Here is a 19258-nt window from a genome sequence, read left to right as displayed (position 1 = left end):
TGCCGTCGTAATTTTTCGACTTATGACTTATCAGCTTTGACAACCACGCTGGCCACCAGCTGTTGTTGATCATTGAAGAACCGCCGGTATGCCAGGTAGCACGCACTGACCGACCCAAGGCTTGTCGCAGATAACAGCATAAAGACCACCATGATTTGATACTTGATCGCATAAACGGGGTCGACACCGGCAAAAATCAGGCCGGACATCATCCCGGGCAAGCTCACGATCCCATACGTCTTTGACGCGTCAATTGTGGGCTGCATCCCCGTTTTGATACATTCACGGACAATTCCAATGGCCGAGTCATGCACACTCGCACCAAGCGCAAGCCGCTCCAACACCTGTTGTCGTTGATCCCGAAACAGACTCTCCATGTTCCGGTAGCATAAGCCGATGGCCACCATTGAATTACTGGCGATCATGCCAGAAATGGGAATCATCTGCGACGGAATAAACTTAATCGCACCAGATAGCACCAGCCCGCCTAACGTAATGGCTGTGCTTAACAGAATTGACCAAAATGACGACCAAAATATGTGCGGAATTCCCGCACCACGTTTCATGGCGTTATAAGCAGCGTTAAAAATGATGATGAGAATCATCGCTAACGTCAACACCGCGTTATTGACGGAAAAGATGTACTTCAGTAAGAACCCAACGATGGTCAACTGCACGATGGCTCGAACGACCCCGATCAACATGTCACGGTCGACCCCGAGCTTTTGCCGCCACCCAATGATCAGCGCAATTAGCACCAACGCGGCCGCAAATGCCAAACTGACGTTATTCACATTCACACTATTATTCATGAGCAGCCTCCGTTACGTGATGCCCTGCTTCGATCCGATAAAGTTCATCGGCCTGCGCAATCTCTGTTTCATCGTGGGTGATCCACGCCACGGTCCCACCGCGGCCACGATAATGCTCAATCAGTTGGTGGACGATGGCTTTGTTTTCAGCATCCAAGCCCGTCGTCACCTCGTCTAACAGTAAGACGTCCGGCACATAAACTAAGTTACGAATCAACGCGACCCGTTGCCGCTCCCCACCAGACAACTCCGTAATGTCATGAGTTAAATAGTCGAGCGGTAAATTGACCTGGTTTAAAAGTTCCTGCTGTCGGGCGACGTCCACGGATTCATTGCGAATTGTAAACGGAAAATCTAAGTTATCCGCCACCGTTTCCCCAAACAACGTTGGTTGTTGAAAACAGTAAGACACCCGGCGCCGGTATGCCATCGGGTCGTAGGACATCGCGTCGGCACCATCAAACATCATCGTACCGCTTGTTGGACTAATCATCCGCGCCAGTAGCTGCAAGATCGTGCTCTTCCCCGACCCAGAGGGCCCCACAATCGTCATGTTTTGCCCCTTTTTAAGGGCTAGGTCGATCCCACTTACAATTTGGCGGCCATGAGCCTCATAGCCAATGTCGGTCATGCTCAATAAAGCTGTCATTATTCTCCCCCGTTTCATTTTCTTAATCATAAAGCAACCACGATAATTTGTCCCGTTTGCCTCATTGAATCTCCCCGGGAACAAGCTTCACCATGAAAAACATGCTATGATAGGCATTAATTATCCAGTTTAAGTCCATGAATGGAGTACTAATGAAACCAAGAAATAATGATTACTCTCGGCGACCAGGTCGTTTCGACCGGTCACGAAATGACAACCAACGTCGGCAAGCGGCGCCCGCCGTTGAAGTGACGGTTGGCCAGCGGTTTCCGTTGACCATCAAACGCCTCGGCATTAACGGTGAAGGGATCGGCTACTACAAACGCAAGATTACATTTGTCCCCGGTGCGCTTCCAGAAGAAGTTGTCGTCGTCGAAGTTACCCATGTCGCCAACCACTTTTTAAACGCTAAGTTACGTCAGGTGCGGACAGCCAGTCCCCACCGGGTTGCCCCCCTTGATGAACAGGCTGGCGTTGTTGGTGGGTTTGAGCTTGAACACCTTGCCTACCCTGAACAGCTTGCCTTTAAGCAGGACGTCATCGCCCAGTCACTAGAAAAGTTTCAACCCCGTGGCTGGGAAAACTACGACATCCGGCCAACCATTGGGATGGATACCCCTTATCACTACCGGAATAAAGCCCAGTTTCAGGTCCGGATGCGAGATGGCCACGTTATTGCCGGCCTGTACAAAGAGGGGTCTCACGATTTAGTGGATCTCCCCGCCGCAAGCACCCAAAACGAGGCCACGCTGACGGTTGTCCGTGCCCTCGCAAAGTTACTGGAAGACTTACAGATTCCCATCTATGATGAAGACCATAATTCCGGCATCGTCAAAACCCTTGTCGTGCGTTCTTCTGAGGCAACGGGTGAAGTTCAGGTCACGTTGGTTACCAACACACCAAAACTGCCCCACAAGCACCAATTGTTAATGGCCATTGAAGAACAGCTCCCCCAGGTCGTTTCCGTCATGCAAAACATTAACCCCGGGAAAACGTCCCTTGTGTGGGGTGACGAAACCATCAAACTTGCTGGTCAAGACTACATTACAGAAGAACTCCTCGGGAAAAAGTTTGAACTGTCCCCCCGTGCGTTCTTGCAACTCAATCCCAAGCAAACGGTCCGGCTGTATCAAGAAGCCATCAACGCATTGGCCCTTGATCATGCCGATCGCCTGGTTGACGCTTATTCTGGCGTCGGGACCATCGGGATTGCCCTGGCAGACCGTGCCGGAGAAGTTCGCGGGATGGATAACATCGCCGAAGCCATTGATGACGCCAACCGTAACGTGGCCCTTAACAACGTGACAAACGCTGAATACTTTGTCGGAACGGCCGAAGGGTTGCTTCCACAATGGGTCAGTCAGGGCTGGCGACCGGATGCGTTGGTCGTTGACCCGCCACGTGCTGGACTGGCAGAAACAATGATCGACACCATTCTCCAGGTTCGCCCTGAGCGGTTCGTTTACGTTTCCTGTAACCCTTCAACACTGGCGCAAAACCTCGTTGATCTAAGCGACGCGTACCGGGTTGATTACATTCAATCCATTGACATGTTCCCACAAACGGCGCGCGTTGAAGCCGTTGTAAAGCTCTCACTGCGGTAGCACCAAGAACCTTACGGCCGTGATCTTCTCATTCTCATTACCTAAATAAGCATCATTAAAAACCGCCATCCCGGATTTGGGCTGGCGGTTTTTTGTTTAATCAATCTTTTTTGCCTGCGCTATCGCTACAAACCATGACGGACTAAATCACATCAATGTCGATTTGCATTGCGGTATTGGCGTCAGGGTTCAGTGTTTCCGTGTACGAAAGTTCAGCCCGATCCAATTCGTGAACAATTTCTTGTTCCACAAGACTTAAGGGCCGTTTGTCGTTCTTGAGCTGGTTCACCATGAGCGTAATTTTGCCATCTTCTGGCGCCGAGATTGTGTACGACACATCCTCTGTGTTTAAGATCTCGGTAATTAATTTCCGTTCTTCCATCAAACACACCTCCAGCACTTTAATGGGTTAATTATAGTTCTTCTTCATCTAATTGTGAACTAGAAGCTGGTTTGATCCGTTTAATGTAGTACCAGACCATCCCGGCAATAACGAGCACAGCTAAGCCGACCCCAACGACCGTGGAGAACGTGTCGACCACGGATGAGACCTGAGTCCACGCGTGACCAGCGGCACGGCCAAGTAAAATCAAAACAACGTTCCAGATCAGGGTTCCCAGTGCCGTTAACAGTAAAAAGGGTTGCCACCGCATCTTGGTCATTCCCGCTGGAATTGAGATCAAACTGCGGACCACCGGAATGAACCGGCCCAAAAAGACGGTCTTCTTACCGTGACGTTCAAATAAACGGGCGGCCTTATCAAGATCACTGCGTTTTAGCCGTAATACGTGCCCCAAGCGGCTCTTAACAAGCCGTTGGAGCCGGTCTTCATTTAGCCACCGGCCAATGCCATACAGAACTAAGCCACCAAGAACTGCGCCCGCCGTAGCCGCGAGTACGCTGCCCCAGATGCTCAGATCTGCTGCTAACGTCATGAAGCCAGCAAACGTTAAAATCACCTCTGAGGGAATCGGCGGGAAGACGTTTTCCAATGCGATCAAAAGCATAATGCCTACGTACCCATACTGGTTCATAAAATCAATCAACTGTTGTTCCATAAAGTGTCACCTTTCGTGATGGCAGAGTTGTGGAGCGAAAAAACGGCTCATTTTCGATGATCAGTGTAGTGTCATTATTCCTGATGCGGCTCAAATCGTCCATTATTTTACATTGTCCTGATAAATTCTTAAACAATCGCGGCAAGTCGCTTATACTAAGACTATTAACTTTGTGAAAGGCGGCCTCTCCGTGCACATCAAGGATGGAAAACAACGGTTCATTTGGCTCATCATTTCAATTCTCTTAAACTCTGCGTTCAACGCACTCACGGTCGCAACAAACATGGGGAGCGCCGTCTGGACGGCCTCCGCCGTCAATCTCGCCCACTGGGTCATGCACACCACGAACCCGGCTGTTGCCAGCCAGGCCTTGGGACTCGTCTTGACCATCTACGGCATTGTCGTCGCCTTTTTGGACCTGTTACTCATCGGCCGGTTTGACGGGCTCCGCCTCATTCGCAACATTTTGTTTGTGGTACCGTTTAGCTACCTCATTCAGTTTATTGTTCCCTTTTGGTCAAACGTGGTCGGCATCAAATATCTCCATGGTGATTTTGCACATCCATGGCAGCTGGCACTCCTCATGGTGATCAACATTATTGGCCTCTTCGGCGTTGGCGCCGCTGTCTCCTTATACCAGCGGGCCAACCTCATCATGCACCCCAACGATGACCTCTCCTACATCATTCGATTTCGGTACCTGAAGGGGCTCGCCACCGCCTCACAAATGCTCAGTTACATTCCGCCCATTACGATTATGCTCATCTGTTTCTTCGTGAACGGGCATCAACTCTGGGCGGTCAACTTTGGAACCGTCTGGGCCTTTCTCACCCAGGGCTGGGTGCAGGGCTGGTCTGATCGTCACTTCATCCCCAGCCTCAAACATCACTTTGCAGTTAAACGTTCTGTTAAGTAATGACGCTTAAATAAAACCGGCTGCCACCCAACATGATTGGGTGGCAGCCGGTTTATTTTTACAAGAATAGCAATAAGCACAGAACCGCAAAAACAGCAGGCAGTCCCTGAACGATGAAAATCCGCCGACTAACAGTGACCGCACCAACAATTGCTGCGACAACCACAAAGCCCGTGAATAACAATAAGACAGCCCGCATTTCCAGTGTGGGCAGTGCAATCAAGGACCACAAAATGCCGACCCCAATGAACCCGTTATAGATCCCCATGTTCTTAAAGATCGCCTTAACCCGTGGTTGGGCCAAAAAGGCCTCATCCCCGCCAAACGTTTGTTGCGCCATCCGGCTCGTTGAACCAAACATCTCCAAACACATGATGAATAAATGCTCTAAACCAACGACACCCGCTAGTGCCAACGTAAATACCAACATCCTCAATCGCTCCCCTTAACAAATAGTCTATAAGTGGGAGCGTACACGTTTTCACCATCACTGTCCACTATCACGGTGATTGTTAGTCACTAAAGAAAGCGTTTTCGTCAATAAACCCGTATACTGAAACTATACTTGCTTAGCTTAGGAGGTTTGCCATGGCTTACACTGCAGAACAACTCTGGGATGAATTCGTCGCAACACACCCAACGGCAGCCGAAATGCCGCACCAAGCATGGTCATTTGGTGGTGGATCGGAAGCTGCTGACATCGAGGCCATGCGCGTCACGGCCGGTCTCAAACAGGCCACAACCAATTTACTCGCCATGTACGATCATCAACACGCACCGGTCCCACAGCCTAACCAAGCGTACGAGATTTTGTATGATGGTTCCGTTCACGCCGTTGCAATTTTACAGTTTGTCGCTGTTCAGGTGCTCCCATTTAACACGATTACAACTGAACATGCCTACTTTGAGGGCGTGGGTGACCGCCAATTGGCCACATGGCAAGCTGATAAAACGGCCTTGTTCACCGCGCAAGCAACGGCAATTGGGACGACGTTTACAGCAACGAGTCCCGTGGTTAGTTTGACGTTTCGGGTCGTTTACACCCCCACTCTGGGGATTAATCGGCATTAAATATTTTAAATTTTATTTAACTTCGTAAACTAATAAGGTTGCTGAACCAACAAATCGCGAGTAAACTAGGATAGTTATTTTTGTTTGCCGTAGTCACCGGACATAAAACAATTAATTTCTAGCCGCCAGTAAGTCACCCGCACCTGGGGCGCGTTAGACCGGAGCTTAAGCCAGCAAGTCAACAAATCAATTGTTTTATATATGGAGGTTTTTGTTTTATGTCTGACAATGTCAAACAAGCCGTTAAACACAGCAGCTGGCTGCTGTTAGGCGTTATTTTACTAGGTTCAAGTTTACGAATGGTCATCACGGTCATTCCACCAATCTTGGCACCCATTCAGCACACACTGCATTTATCAAGTAGTTTAGCCGGAAGTCTCACAACCATTCCCCTGCTCTGTTTTGCGGCGCTTTCACCAATTGCGCCCAGAATCTCAGCCAAAGTCGGAACGGAAGTCGCCCTGCTCATTGCCCTCATCATTTTGGTCTTAGGAAACTGGCTGCGGGTATATTCTGCACTTGCCATGATTATCGGAACCCTGCTTGTTGGGGTTGGGGTCGCCTTTTTAAACGTTTTGCTTCCCGCATTAGTTGCCGAAAACTACCCAACAAAAATTGGTGAAATGACCAGTTTGTACTCATTTTCCATGACCTTTTTCTCCGCCATTTCTGCTGGGGTGTCTGCACCATTGGCTGGTAAAATCGGGTGGCAGTTTACGGTTCAAATCTTTTCACTGGTTGCCCTAGTCAACGTCATCACGTGGTTACCGAACCTTCGTTACAACCACAAGGCTCAACCGGTGGCCGAAACTTCTGCCGCAACGCCACACCAATCCGTTTGGAAACAACCAACGGCGTGGATGATGACCCTGTTCATGGGGCTTCAGTCCTTGGTGTTCTATACGTTGATCACGTGGTTACCAACCCTGATGGTTGACCGTGGTGTTTCTGCCAATACGGCCAGCTTGCTCCTGGGACTATATCAAATCGCTTCTCTGCCAGCGGCTTACGCAGTGCCCATTATTTCGGCACGGTCAAAGAACCAGTCCGCATTATTGTTGACCATCGGTGGATTCTTCATCGTTGGGATCGGTGGCCTTTTGCTTCCGTTCCACATGGTTTGGTACTTTGCCATTCTTTGTGTCATCTTAGGGACTGCCACGACCTCATTGTTTGCCCTTGCGATGACGTTATTAAACCTAAAGGCTCGCACACCACAAGAAACGGCCGATCTTTCCGGGATGGCACAATCATTAGGTTACTTGATTGCTGCCGTCGGGCCAATTGCTTACGGGACCCTTCACGTAATGCTCCATGGCTGGAACATCTTGATGGCTATCTTACTCGTGCTTGCACTGCTGACCGTGGCCACGGCCATGTACGTCAACAATCGTGAGGATGTTTTCCACTAAACCATCATTCAATTTAATCGTTCGCTGATGAGCGCCAGAAAATGTGAGTCTGCATTTTTCTGGCGCTTATTTACTGGTCAAACACCACGCTTCGTGGTTAAATGTTGGTAGCTAATAACTCCCCACTTGAGGACAACCATAAAAGGACATTATGAAAACTGAAACGCACCACTACTTCTCGTTACCTCCCGCGGACAAGCAGGCCATCGCAGATCTCAGTGCGATTTACTGGCCGAACATTACTGATGACCCCCACGCTGAGGAGAACTATCACGCTTACTACGAGCAACTGATGGTGACCACCATGCATGACGACGATGGCCAACTGGTTGGTTCATTAAAAATCCCGTCAACGGCAGTGATCATCAACGACCACCGCTATCAAATCAGCGGACTCTCTGAAGTGATGATTGCACCTAAATACCGCCGAAAGGGCTTTGGTGTCGCCCTCATCATGACGGCCTACGCCCTCATTCAGCATGATGATGCCGATTTTAGCATCTTTACCTGTGCGCCCGACCTCGTGCCGTTTTATGAACTTGGTGGTTGGCATCCCTCGCCAAAGACTGTGTTGATCGGCGGTTCGCCTGCCGAGACCATCAAGAGTGACGCCATTGGAACCATTGCCATGATGGACTACTTCACACCAACTGCGCTTGATCACCAAAAAGAAATTGCCCAGGCCACCATCAACCTTGGTGTTGGGCCAAAGATCATGTGGTAATCAACGGTTGAACCGCTGACATTCTATCTAAACTAAAATGACGTGGTGCCCAATGTTGGGTGCCACGTCGTTTTAGTTTATGTGTATTCTAGCCTCACTGGCGACGGCGGTGCCGCGCAATTCGCCCTTCCTCACGGTCCCGATTCCGTTGGTCAAGCTCTGTTTGATCCAACTGTCGTCGCTCGTCAGCAGCTAATTGTGTTAACGCTTGCTGAATGCCCGTTACCAGTTGTGTAGCTGCGTCTGGAACCGTTTGATCGCAGACCCAGGTCACTAATTCGTTGACCGCTGCCAACCGGGGGCTAATTTTTTCGTGGATCACGGCATCATAGTCCCGCTGTGAGCGGACATGCTTTTTTAACCGGTTGGTTTCCGCCATGAGTGCCGTAACCGTCAGCCACAATCCGTTAACGAATTCTGTCAGTGCAGGTTCCGATAGCATTATTCACGTCCTCCATCATTGCTTTGTGGGTTCATTATGACAGGTGCCGCCGCAAAGCTCAACGGGTGCCTTTATTCAATGTCGCGCGTAATCCTGCGCCGCAACGATACTTTGCCAACCGGTGCGCGGGAATATGGACGGGCTGCCCACTAATATCACTAATGATCCGCGCCTTATTTGTGTGAACTGAAAACGTCCCGAAGTTTCGCAGCTCAACCTCATGCCCCACCGCTAATTCTTCACCAATTGCATCAAGCAGTGCATTCATCACTAACAACGTTTCCCGTTGTGAACACGCGGTCTGTGCCGCAACGGCCTTCACCAAGTCCCTTTTCGTCACCTTATCTGTCATCGTTTCCCCCAAAAGCAGTTCACGTTTACCATCCTGAATAATTACGGCCATTCAAATAATGATTTTTATGATTACTTCAACAGTTTTTAGCCGTCCCTTAAAAATAATATAGCGATTTTTAAAACAGTTGTCTACAAATCATAAAAAATGTTGTATGCTATTTGCGTACCAAAACTAAATGAGGGGGTCTTTGCTTTGGACACATCAAGCAAAAAACCAAAAAAAGAACGGCTGATCCATTACGCGAATGGTCGGTCGCTCGAAGAAATCAACGGCACCGTGAAAGTCCCAACGGGAAAGGGCTTTTGGCGGACACTTCTTGCGTATTCCGGACCCGGCGCATTGGTTGCAGTCGGCTACATGGACCCTGGTAACTGGTCCACATCCATCACCGGCGGACAAAATTTCCAGTATTTATTAATGTCCATCATCTTGATATCGAGTTTAATTGCGATGTTGTTACAAGCCATGGCGGCTAAACTGGGTATTGTGAGTCAAATGGATCTTGCCCAAATGATTCGGGCACGAACCAGTAAAGCACTGGGGATCGTGTTGTGGTTAATGACCGAACTTGCCATCATGGCCACGGACATTGCCGAAGTTATTGGAGCGGCAATTGCGCTTTACCTTCTGTTTCACATTCCACTCGTCATTTCAGTCTTCATCACCGTTTTTGATGTCCTGCTATTATTGCTGTTAACAAAAATCGGTTTTCGTAAAATTGAAGCCATTGTTGTCGCTTTAATTGTCGTTATTTTTGTTGTCTTTGCCTACCAAGTTGCATTGTCAGACCCCAACTGGGGCGCTGCCATTGTTGGCTTGATTCCTAGTGCAAAGACGATCGCCAAGGGACCCGTCATTGGTGGCATTTCACCACTGACCGGTTCCCTCGGGATCATCGGGGCCACCGTTATGCCCCACAATTTGTACCTTCACTCCGCAATTTCCCAGACGCGGCAAGTGGATCACAACGACGAACAACAAGTCGCAGATACAGTGCGGTTCACCATGTGGGACTCCAACATTCAGTTAACGGTTGCCTTCTTCGTTAACGCACTGTTGTTGATCATGGGAGTCGCCGTTTTCAAGAGTGGCGCCGTTAAGGACCCATCGTTCTTCGGGCTGTACCAAGCGTTAAGTGATACCTCAACCATGAGTAACGGGGTACTTGCCAGCGTGGCACGCACCGGGGTGTTATCAACCCTGTTTGCGGTTGCACTTCTTGCCTCTGGTCAAAACTCAACGATTACCGGAACGTTAACCGGGCAAGTCATCATGGAGGGCTTCGTTCACATGAAGATGCCGCTATGGTTACGGCGTCTGGTAACGCGGCTGATCTCAGTTGTTCCAGTTTTGATCTGTGTTGGTCTGACAAGTCGTCAATCACCCGTTCAGCAACACGAAGCGTTAAATGATCTCATGAACAATTCTCAAGTTTTTCTGGCGTTCGCCCTTCCATTTTCAATGTTGCCACTATTGATGTTCACTAACAGTAAGATTGAAATGGGGAAACGGTTCACGAACCACTGGTACACCCAGATTGCCGGTTGGGTTGCCGTTCTGCTCCTGATTGGTTTAAACATCTACAACCTCCCAGCGCAAATCCAGGCGTTCTTCCCCGCTAAGTCACAAGCGGCGCTTTCTAACACCGTTTCCGACCTGTTGATTGTTGCCATCATCGCACTTTTGATTTGGATGGTCGCTGATCTATACCGTGGAAACAAACGGTATGCCGCTCAATTGGCTGAACAAGAACACGCAGGTGCAGAAGCAAAGTAACGTCTGTTTCAAATCTAACCCAGAGGAGAAAAGCACATGTCAGAAGATGTTGATCAAGTTTTCAAACGAATTTTAGTCGGTGTCGACGATTCGGCCGACGCTCAACTAGCCTTTAAGTACGCGGTTCGCCGGGCTGCTAAGGATGGCGCAACGTTAATCATTACGTCAATTCTTGAAAGCGACGACATGAACGTTTACCAAGCGCTCACCAAGGATTATGTTCATGGTGAGCGTGACGAACTCATCGGTCACTTAAAGGAATACGAAGCCATCGCAGCCGCGGGTGGTGTTCATAACATTGAAATGATCGTTGACGAAGGCGATCCTGGTGAAACGATTGTTGAACGGGTCATTCCCGCAACCGCGGCCGATTTATTGATCATCGGCTCCCTGTCCAAAAAGGGCGTTCGGAAGTACTTCGGTTCCCAAGCGGCCTACATGGCAAAGTATTCACCAATTTCAGTCATGATTATTCGGTAGTTTTAAAATCACCGTTAACTACAAAAAACGATTTACGAAAAAATTCGTAAATCGTTTTTTTTGATTGGTAAATTTTAGTTTGATTGCCACATCGGTGTTGCCTCATCAATTGCGGCCTGTTGTCGCCGCCGAATCAACCATAATCCCAACAGTAAGACTGGAACAAATTCAGTGGCTGCATCAGCCAGTTGTGTCCAAAAGCTCCCACCTGCCGCAGAACCACGCAGTGACATGTGTCCGCTAAACTCAACTAACATTGCTGGCATATCAAACGCTGCATGAATAATCATCGTCCATAATAATGAACCCGTTCGTAGGGTCACAGCACAAAAGTAAACACCCAAGCAAAACGCATAGCCAATTTGTAACCACGTACTCGTGGTACTCTGACCAACATGATCAAAGAAGTGGCCCGCGTGTGAGAGGCCAAATAGCGCACTACTCGTTAACACGGCGGCCATGATGCGACGTTTTCCCGTAAAGGTTCGCAAAAGCATTCCCAAAATTACACCACGGAAAAGAATCTCTTCGTAGATTCCCACCATCACACACATCAAGACTGTTTCAACGACCGTTGATACTGCATAATGTTGCGTTATCGCCATCAGTGGGATCATGGGAATATATGAAACAATCACGATTATTCCAAGCCACCCGGCGCGCCAAAGCTGGCCGTTCGCTTTGGGCCGGAGTGGTAACGGCTCATGAAGACCATAATGATTCACCAGCCATAATGTTAGTAGGACAATCGCTTCGGCACCCATCATCCATTCATTCCGTGGTACAACCGCTCCCAATAGCTGCCGGCTGCTCCACAGCACCACCATCATTAATAATGTCAATCCGATTGCAAAGCCAACTGTTTGTGTTCCTGTCTGTCGCTTCATTTATTCAGCCCTCATGATTCTCGTTTAGCAATTTTAACCCGCAACAAGGTTTTTCGTTTCGCTTCTTCAACCCGGCGGAAGTCTGACAGATAGATTTCTTTATGGGCATATTCCGTGCGCACGTATCCTTCGTTTTTTAAGAAGTAATCCAAACGGTCAAAGTCTTCGACTTCCGTATCAAACGAGCCAACGTGCAAAATCATCCCGACCAATCCCTCTGTGGTGGTCGTTAACTGTAATTGTTCCAGCAATGTTTCAGGAACCTTATCTTTCACCAGCTGACGGGCCTGTTCAAACACCGCAGACGTCACAAACACTGGCTGCTTGATCATGATCGTGTAAACAAGTTGCTCTTTATCGATCGGCCCACCGGTAAAGTCATCCGGCATGGTCCAGTAGCCTTCTAGTGGGTAAACGGTGTAGTCAATGGCATCAGGAAAATCGATGCCCTTTTTGGACGCCATTTTAATTGCATAACTGATTGCAAACAGCGCGCCCACCCGTTCAGCAAATTCTGGACTGTTCGGGTTGCCCTGGCCACTGATCGTGATCATCGTTTGTGCCGGAACCGTGGTGATCGACGGGTGTTTCATCGTTGGATATAACATCCGCTCATCTTTGCGCCACTCGTGCTTTTTGTTTGCCATTGATCTGCCTCCTGCGGTAATCTAACGGTGATTTACTTATTACGATTACTTACACGTTTAATCATACTACCTAAAGGAGTTTCCTCATATGAAAATTGGAATTATTGGTGCCACCGGTAAGCAAGGTAACTTACTTTTGCATGAAGCCGTTAACCGTCACATTGACGTCGTGGCCATCGTTCGCGACCACAGCAAGCTCACGCTGGATGTCCCTTACTTAGAACGGGACCTAGTGGATCTTTCTACCGATGACATTGGCGACCTGGATGTGTTGGTCAGTGCCTTTGGCGCACCGGTTGGCAAAGCAGATGAGTATCCACTCGTCATGCAACACTTAATCGACATCACCACACACACCAGCATTCGTCTGATGGTTGTTGGTGGCGCCGGTAGCCTCTTCACTGATTCAAACAAAACAATGAGACGCTATGACGCAGCAGACTTCCCGGTCGTTGTTCGGCCCATCTCCGTTAGCATGGGGAGTGCCCTCACCCTCCTGCAAAAGAGCGATGATCTGCACTGGACCTACATTTCACCAGCCGACAACTTCAAGTTTGAAGGAAAAAAGACCGGGCGCTACAAACTGGGCGGTGATGTCATGGTCTTTGACACGGATGGGAAGAGTGAAATCAGTTACGCTGATTACGCTGCGGCCTTCATGGATGAACTGCAACAACCGCAGCACCTTAACGAGCATATTTCTGTCGTAAGTGCGTGATTGTCGACAACATTGTCGTGAAAGTGGTGCATAATGAAAGCACTCAAACCCTTGGAGGCCTCATTATGACAAAATCATTCACCATCCGCGACGATTTTTGGACGCTGTTCCCTGACACCCTCATCGGTGTCGCTGTTTTACACGATGTCGATAATCATCAAACCGTGCCAGAACAGGTGTTAGCAGATGCCAATCTGGCCGCCACGGCATTTGTTCCAGAAACGCCAATTTCAGCCAACCCGGTCGTTTCCGATTGGCGGCATGCGTACCAACAGTTCAAGACGAAAAAAGGTGCCCGCTCATCCATCGAAAACCTGCTCAAACGTGCCCAGCAAGGTAAACCCGTGACCAGCATCAACGGCCTGGTTGACCTGTACAACGTCGTTTCACTACGGCACGCTTTGCCATGTGGTGGTGAAAACATTGATGCCATGGTTGGTGACCTTCGTTTGACCGTCGCTAACGGAGGCGAACCGTTCCTCCCACTTGGTGAGGATGACCCAGATCCAGCGTTACCCGGTGAAGTTGTTTACGAAGACGACGCTGGCATCGTTTGTCGCTGTTGGAACTGGCGTGATGGCCAACGCACCATGTTGACTGAAGAAACCACCAACGCTTTTCTGTGTCTTGAATGTGTCAATCCCGATCGCAAGGATGAATTGACCGCGGCACTGGCTGACATTGAAGAGCTGGTTCAAACATACCTTCACACAACGGCAACCACCACGTTGCTTGACCGTGATCACCCAACGGTAACGTTAAACTAAAGAGATAAAACAAGCGCCTAGCTTCTCATTTCGAGAGGCTGGGCGCTTGTTTTTACCTTTAAAGCATTTTTTCCAAAAATTGATTTCTTACTTTATCTTTTGTGCATGTAAAGCAAAATTCCTCTTTTCAAGGATTTTGCTTTATTTATGAATTGAACTGAATGTCACTTTTCGCTACTTCAAATACAGTTCCTTCAGCGTTGCAATTTTTGCCGGCGTGAGGCCGATTTTGTCACTCAAGTAGGTCTGCATATCGCCAGCCTGTGTTTTAACTTCATCCATGGCGGCGGCAAAGTAATCCTCATTAACGACCCACAATGCGGTGACGTTATCCTTCACAGCCTGTGAGGCCCCGTCACCATCTAATTCCGTCATTTTGGCGTCAAAGATTGGTTTGGAGGTTTGGTTTGTCAGCATGTAATCTTGTAAAATGGTTTCCTCAGGAACGCCCAATGCGGACAACAGCATGATGGCGCCAAGGCCCGTCCGGTCTTTACCAGCGGTACAGTGGAACAGCACCACGCCCTGCTGATTAGCCAGCAAGTAATCAAAGAACATCCGGTACGCATTTTGTGAGTAATCATCCGCGATCATTTCGTGATACGTCTGGATCATCTGGCGATAACCGTAGCCCGGTTCACTTAGATCATCACGTAATTCTTTTCGTGTTGCTGAGCTTCTGGTATCATCCACCGCCAAAATTGGTGTGTGATAATCCTTTGCCCCTGCCGGAACCTGATCAGGTGCGCGCAACAATTCTTTGTTTGTCCGAAAATCGAGAATTGTGTGAACACCATAGTTCGTCAGCAATGCCCGGTCCGCACGGTCAAGCTGGTTTAATGATGCTGACCGAACCACCCGTTGCCAAACCGTTGTGTGACCGTCAATTGTTTGATAACCCCCAAGGTCCCGGAAGTTATGCCCGTGTTTAATATCTAAAACTCGTTCGATTGTTGTCGCCCCCCTGAATTGTCTCGGTTTCAATCACTCTATTATACCGTTTTCGGACACCTGGCGAAAGTTTGAGCTCAGTAAGTTCGCAATCATTAATATTTGAAACTTAATCGACAGATTGAGGGTGAGTAGATGGCAATCATGAGAAAATGTTCATAATTGCAGAAAGCGTTTTCTTTTCTCGTGAATTTTTAGTATGATAGAAAGGAACCGTCGGTAGCGACTGTGAGCGTTACGCCACGGAAGAATTTACTGGAGGATAAACAATTATGACTTACAAAGTAATTATGGACACTGACCCAGGAATTGATGACGCGGCTGCTTTATCAATGGCCCTTAACGACCCACAAATCGACTTACAGTTGATTACTGCTGTGGCCGGAAACGTTACCGTGGACAAGACGACTAAAAACGCCCTGACCATCGATAACTTCTACGGCAAGCACGTGCCTGTTGCCGGTGGTGCAAAAGCACCACTGATCAAGGAATTTGAAGATGCTGCCCGAATTCACGGGGCTTCAGGGATGGCCGGTTACGACTTCCCAGAACCAACGGACAAGGCGTTAGACAAGTCTGCCGTTGAAGCATTGCACGATGCCATTATGGCAAGTGACGAAAAGGTCGTTTTGGTGCCAACTGGCTCATACACCAACATCGCCTTGCTGTTTGTTCAATACCCTGAAGTTAAGGAACGGATCGAACGCATCATCGCCATGGGTGGTTCACTTGGTCACGGTAACATGACTAGTGCTGCTGAATTCAACGTTTTCACCGACCCCCACGCTGCCAAGATCATGTATGAATCAGGTGTGCCAATCGTGATGGTCGGCCTTGACGTTACCATGAAGGCCTTGATTACCGACGAAACGTTGGCAACCATCGATACATTCGGCCGCGCCGGACACATGCTACACGAAATCATCAGTCATGATTTCGACCACAGCGACCAAGGGACTGCTGTTCACGATGCAAACACCATCTTCTACCTGCTACACCCAGAAGCATACGTTACCAAGGATTACTGGGTTGACGTAATTACAGATGGCCCAGCCAATGGTGAAACGGTGGCTGACATTCGTGGCGCTTACCATGACGGTAAGATTAACGCCAGCGTCTGTGTGGATGTTGACGCCGCTGCCTTTAACCAGTGGTTCATCGACGAAGTGAAGTCATTTAAGCAAGACTAACTACAAAGTTAACTAAAAGGTCATTGATGAACGCATCCTTTCATCGGTGGCCTTTTTGCTGATCTCAAATGCGAAACACATGCACAATTTTTCATGAAGAAATATACTGAATGTAATTAATCTTTTTGGAGGTCGTCATGGACATTACTGTAATCGGCGCCGGACCCCGGGGCCTTATCACCGCTGAACGACTCATCGAGTGGCAGCGCAAGACAAGTCAGAATCCCCTTCTAACCATCACCATGGTCGATCCATTCGGGATTGGTGGGCGCGTCTGGCCCGTTGACCAACCGCACGAACTTTTAATGAACACCAACCCTGATTTCATCACCCTCTTTACGGATGAAACCGTTAAAATGGCGGGTCCCGTTGCTCCTGGTCCGAACCTCTTTGAATGGGCTCATCACGAAGCCCCCGCATTTTTGTTTAGCCACCCGGTCGCTAATCGTGCTGCATTGTTAGCCGAAGCAGCGGCTCTGGTTCATAACGGATACGCGTCCCGGAGTTTGTTCGGTGCGTACCAACAATGGTTCTTTTTGACCCTCCAGGATCATTTACCAGACAATGTCACCCTGACCCTCCGCACGGAAACGGTCAATTCACTCCGCCATTTGGAACAAACGGATCGTTATCTGATCAAGACAACCACCAGTCACTTTCAGGCTGATGCTGTTATCATGGCTCTCGGTCACTCAGAAAATGACCTCACGCCAGAGCAAACTGGGCTTCTCAATTTTGCCGATGAGCATAACCTTCAGTACACCCCGCCAACCCAACCGCAAGAATATCGTTTTGACGACCTTGCCGCCGGTGAAACCATTATTTTACGTGGCCTTGGCCTGAACTTCTTTGATGCAACCACCATGCTTACGCAGGGCCGGGGTGGCTACTTCACATCTGAAGACGATCATCTAGTCTACCATCCGTCTGGGATCGAGCCCCACATTATCGCCGGCTCCCGGCGTGGTTACCCACTACGCGCCAAGGGGCATAACCAAAAGGCGGCCCGCGAACTAGATTCACCACACTTTTTCACCCCCACTTGGTTTGCCCAGTATCAAGCCGTTGGTTCACTAACCGGCACCAAGTTCATGGAACAGTTTCACCACGAAGCCGAGTACGTGTACTACAAGCGTCTCTTGGCGTTGAAGTATCCCCAGGTTGATGCCGGTGAATTTCTCCACGCGTTTGAAACGAGTCCCCAGCCTGAAGGCGTTGTTTATCGTTCACCCATTATTGAAAGTGATTATCTGAATTGGACCCAGCTACTAAATCCAACGGCTACCCCAGCATCAACGACGCCACAACCGCTACTTGATTATTTGCAAGCGGATGTCAAAGCGGCGCTTGCAGGCACCAAAACAGGGCCCTTGACGTCAGCACTGGAGCTATTTCGTGATCTCCGCGATGTTGTTCGCCGGATCGTGGACGGCCAACTGTTACGCACAGAAGACTTCCGTAACGTGTTCCTTGGTCAGTTTAATAACGAAAATTCATACCTTTCCGTTGGTCCGCCTGAACAACGCATCGCCGAACTCCGGGCCTTAATGGTGGCCGGGATCGTGACTGTTGTCGGTCCCAACATGCGGGTCGATTCGGACACAACCACCAACCAGTTTGTCACCTGGTCACCCCTGGCACCAACAGAACGTTACTTTACCGACCACCTTGTTGAAGCGCGCCTTCCCGCCGTTTCTGCCAGTCATAGCTGCGATCCGCTTACACAATCATTATTACGGAGTGGTCTGGCACGGCCCCAACAACTTGCCATGGAAGACGGCTCGACCTTTCAAACTGGCGCCGTCGACGTTGATATGGTCACCAATCAGCTTGTTACAACGACCGGCCAATCAGCAACCGGCCTCTACTTTTTAGGTGTGCCCACCGAAGGACGCCACTGGTTTACCACCGCTAGTCCCCGCCCTGGCGTCAACGACAGCGTTTTACGAACGGTCGATGCCACCGTGGCTCACCTCTTCACGCACACACCGGAGGCTGACTAACCATGCCAACGACAATTATTTCGGCTGAACAAGCACACGCTTTTGATGCGTACACCATTGACCAGTTAGGTGTGCCCTCAATGGTTCTCATGGAACGGGCGGCCCTTGCCATCACTGACCGCTTGCTCACCGGTACAAACTTCGACTTAAACCGCGTACTGGTCGTCGCTGCTACCGGAAATAACGGCGGCGATGGGGTGGCCGTGGCCCGCTTGCTCCACTTGAAGCACGTTCCCGTCACCATTTGGCTCCTTGGCAACCGCGACCGCGCCTCAGAACAAACTGCCCAACAACTTGCCATTGCAGAACGTTACGGGGTCACTGTCACCGATCAGCAACCTGACCTCGACCACTTCACAACCATTGTGGACGCCATTTTTGGTGTCGGTTTAGCGCGTCACGTCACCGGAACCTTTGCAACCGCCGTTAATCAAATGAATGCCAGTCCTGCCAACATCATGGCCGTTGATATGCCAACTGGTTTGGGCACGGACGATGGTCAGGTGATGGGAACCGCAATTGAAGCCACGGAAACGGTCACGATGGGTTACAATAAGTTAGGTCTCTGCACAACGGTCGCTCAGCAATATGCTGGCGTCGTCACCGTTGCTGACATTGGGATCTATGATCCAACAACACTACACTAGACGAGGATTTTTTTCATGGCAGAACCTAAAAAGACACTGGCTGACTACGAAGTGACCTTTACCCCGAAAGTTGAAACAAACTTTCGGGGTTTTCTTATGACTAAAATTTCTATTGAAACTATAATCATTGCTGTTGAAGCGTATCTAAC

The 19258-nt window shown here is 49.3% G+C and carries 22 protein-coding genes; 12 read left to right on the top strand and 10 right to left on the bottom strand.

Features of this window, described 5'->3' with window-relative positions:
* Positions 1 to 20: 20 nt before the first annotated feature.
* Together ACKTR5_RS01240 and ACKTR5_RS01235 are read right to left on the bottom strand one after the other, a co-directional pair.
* The gene (locus ACKTR5_RS01240; RefSeq protein ID WP_407878529.1) at positions 21 to 812 is read right to left on the bottom strand and encodes an ABC transporter permease; all 792 of its coding nucleotides are present in this window, start codon (positions 810 to 812) and stop codon (positions 21 to 23) included.
* Entirely contained in the window at positions 805 to 1461 is a 657-nt protein-coding gene (locus ACKTR5_RS01235) for an ABC transporter ATP-binding protein (RefSeq protein WP_407878528.1), read from the bottom strand. Before ACKTR5_RS01235 ends, ACKTR5_RS01240 begins: the two co-directional genes overlap by 8 nt.
* Before the next feature lie 152 nt (positions 1462 to 1613).
* On the opposite strand from ACKTR5_RS01235, the gene rlmD reads away from it, so the two are divergent.
* Entirely contained in the window at positions 1614 to 3065 is a 1452-nt protein-coding gene (gene rlmD, locus ACKTR5_RS01230; RefSeq protein WP_407878525.1) for a 23S rRNA (uracil(1939)-C(5))-methyltransferase RlmD, read from the top strand.
* Positions 3066 to 3207: 142 nt separating this feature from the next.
* On the opposite strand, the gene ACKTR5_RS01225 is transcribed toward rlmD, so the two are convergent.
* Entirely contained in the window at positions 3208 to 3447 is a 240-nt protein-coding gene (locus tag ACKTR5_RS01225; protein WP_407878524.1) for a hypothetical protein, read from the bottom strand.
* Positions 3448 to 3478: 31 nt separating this feature from the next.
* Positions 3479 to 4123: a DedA family protein gene (locus ACKTR5_RS01220; RefSeq protein ID WP_407878522.1), complete on the bottom strand. Its 645-nt coding sequence runs from the start codon at positions 4121 to 4123 to the stop codon at positions 3479 to 3481.
* Between the two features lie 190 nt (positions 4124 to 4313).
* Between ACKTR5_RS01220 and ACKTR5_RS01215 the strand changes: the two genes are divergently transcribed.
* The gene (locus ACKTR5_RS01215; RefSeq protein WP_407878520.1) at positions 4314 to 5039 is read left to right on the top strand and encodes a hypothetical protein; all 726 of its coding nucleotides are present in this window, start codon (positions 4314 to 4316) and stop codon (positions 5037 to 5039) included.
* A 58-nt stretch (positions 5040 to 5097) separates the two neighbouring features.
* Here ACKTR5_RS01215 and ACKTR5_RS01210 read toward each other — a convergent pair whose 3' ends face one another.
* A complete protein-coding gene (locus tag ACKTR5_RS01210) occupies positions 5098 to 5469 on the bottom strand; it encodes a DUF1304 domain-containing protein (protein ID WP_407878519.1) in 372 nt (123 codons plus the stop codon).
* Between the two features lie 158 nt (positions 5470 to 5627).
* Here ACKTR5_RS01210 and ACKTR5_RS01205 point away from each other — a divergent pair, with 158 nt between their 5' ends.
* The 3 genes from ACKTR5_RS01205 to ACKTR5_RS01195 all read left to right on the top strand — a co-directional run bounded on the left by ACKTR5_RS01205 (position 5628) and on the right by ACKTR5_RS01195 (position 8246).
* Complete coding sequence (locus ACKTR5_RS01205) at positions 5628 to 6110, top strand: ASCH domain-containing protein (RefSeq protein ID WP_407878517.1); 483 nt, start codon at positions 5628 to 5630, stop codon at positions 6108 to 6110.
* A 218-nt stretch (positions 6111 to 6328) separates the two neighbouring features.
* Entirely contained in the window at positions 6329 to 7522 is a 1194-nt protein-coding gene (locus ACKTR5_RS01200; protein ID WP_407878515.1) for a CynX/NimT family MFS transporter, read from the top strand.
* Positions 7523 to 7673: 151 nt separating this feature from the next.
* Positions 7674 to 8246: a GNAT family N-acetyltransferase gene (locus ACKTR5_RS01195; RefSeq protein ID WP_407878513.1), complete on the top strand. Its 573-nt coding sequence runs from the start codon at positions 7674 to 7676 to the stop codon at positions 8244 to 8246.
* A 94-nt stretch (positions 8247 to 8340) separates the two neighbouring features.
* On the opposite strand, the gene ACKTR5_RS01190 is transcribed toward ACKTR5_RS01195, so the two are convergent.
* Positions 8341 to 8688: a hypothetical protein gene (locus ACKTR5_RS01190; RefSeq protein WP_407878511.1), complete on the bottom strand. Its 348-nt coding sequence runs from the start codon at positions 8686 to 8688 to the stop codon at positions 8341 to 8343.
* A 58-nt stretch (positions 8689 to 8746) separates the two neighbouring features.
* Entirely contained in the window at positions 8747 to 9040 is a 294-nt protein-coding gene (locus tag ACKTR5_RS01185) for an HU family DNA-binding protein (protein ID WP_407878510.1), read from the bottom strand.
* Positions 9041 to 9187: 147 nt separating this feature from the next.
* Between ACKTR5_RS01185 and ACKTR5_RS01180 the strand changes: the two genes are divergently transcribed.
* Complete coding sequence (locus ACKTR5_RS01180) at positions 9188 to 10819, top strand: Nramp family divalent metal transporter (protein WP_407878508.1); 1632 nt, start codon at positions 9188 to 9190, stop codon at positions 10817 to 10819.
* A gap of 36 nt (positions 10820 to 10855) precedes the next feature.
* Entirely contained in the window at positions 10856 to 11299 is a 444-nt protein-coding gene (locus tag ACKTR5_RS01175) for a universal stress protein (RefSeq protein ID WP_407878506.1), read from the top strand.
* Between the two features lie 74 nt (positions 11300 to 11373).
* Here ACKTR5_RS01175 and ACKTR5_RS01170 read toward each other — a convergent pair whose 3' ends face one another.
* Positions 11374 to 12186, bottom strand: coding sequence for a CPBP family intramembrane glutamic endopeptidase (locus ACKTR5_RS01170; RefSeq protein ID WP_407878504.1), 813 nt, complete (start codon positions 12184 to 12186; stop codon positions 11374 to 11376).
* 11 nt (positions 12187 to 12197) lie between these two features.
* Complete coding sequence (locus ACKTR5_RS01165) at positions 12198 to 12833, bottom strand: GyrI-like domain-containing protein (RefSeq protein WP_407878502.1); 636 nt, start codon at positions 12831 to 12833, stop codon at positions 12198 to 12200.
* An 88-nt stretch (positions 12834 to 12921) separates the two neighbouring features.
* On the opposite strand from ACKTR5_RS01165, the gene ACKTR5_RS01160 reads away from it, so the two are divergent.
* The gene (locus ACKTR5_RS01160) at positions 12922 to 13551 is read left to right on the top strand and encodes an NAD(P)-dependent oxidoreductase (RefSeq protein WP_407878500.1); all 630 of its coding nucleotides are present in this window, start codon (positions 12922 to 12924) and stop codon (positions 13549 to 13551) included.
* Between the two features lie 65 nt (positions 13552 to 13616).
* Positions 13617 to 14318: a B3/B4 domain-containing protein gene (locus ACKTR5_RS01155; RefSeq protein WP_407878498.1), complete on the top strand. Its 702-nt coding sequence runs from the start codon at positions 13617 to 13619 to the stop codon at positions 14316 to 14318.
* Between the two features lie 174 nt (positions 14319 to 14492).
* On the opposite strand, the gene ACKTR5_RS01150 is transcribed toward ACKTR5_RS01155, so the two are convergent.
* Complete coding sequence (locus tag ACKTR5_RS01150) at positions 14493 to 15302, bottom strand: tyrosine-protein phosphatase (RefSeq protein WP_407878496.1); 810 nt, start codon at positions 15300 to 15302, stop codon at positions 14493 to 14495.
* Positions 15303 to 15541: 239 nt separating this feature from the next.
* Between ACKTR5_RS01150 and rihC the strand changes: the two genes are divergently transcribed.
* From rihC to ACKTR5_RS01135, 3 genes are all read left to right on the top strand, one after another.
* A complete protein-coding gene (gene rihC, locus ACKTR5_RS01145) occupies positions 15542 to 16459 on the top strand; it encodes a ribonucleoside hydrolase RihC (protein WP_407878494.1) in 918 nt (305 codons plus the stop codon).
* Between the two features lie 137 nt (positions 16460 to 16596).
* Positions 16597 to 18462: an FAD/NAD(P)-binding protein gene (locus ACKTR5_RS01140; RefSeq protein WP_407878492.1), complete on the top strand. Its 1866-nt coding sequence runs from the start codon at positions 16597 to 16599 to the stop codon at positions 18460 to 18462.
* Between the two features lie 2 nt (positions 18463 to 18464).
* Complete coding sequence (locus tag ACKTR5_RS01135) at positions 18465 to 19109, top strand: NAD(P)H-hydrate epimerase (RefSeq protein WP_407878491.1); 645 nt, start codon at positions 18465 to 18467, stop codon at positions 19107 to 19109.
* Positions 19110 to 19258: the final 149 nt, after the last annotated feature.

This window comes from Furfurilactobacillus entadae, from assembly GCF_045862745.1.
GTDB classification, from domain to species: Bacteria; Bacillota; Bacilli; order Lactobacillales; family Lactobacillaceae; genus Furfurilactobacillus; species Furfurilactobacillus entadae.
Note: the sequence above shows the minus strand (reverse complement) of the source record. Positions and strands in the feature narration are given on the sequence as shown.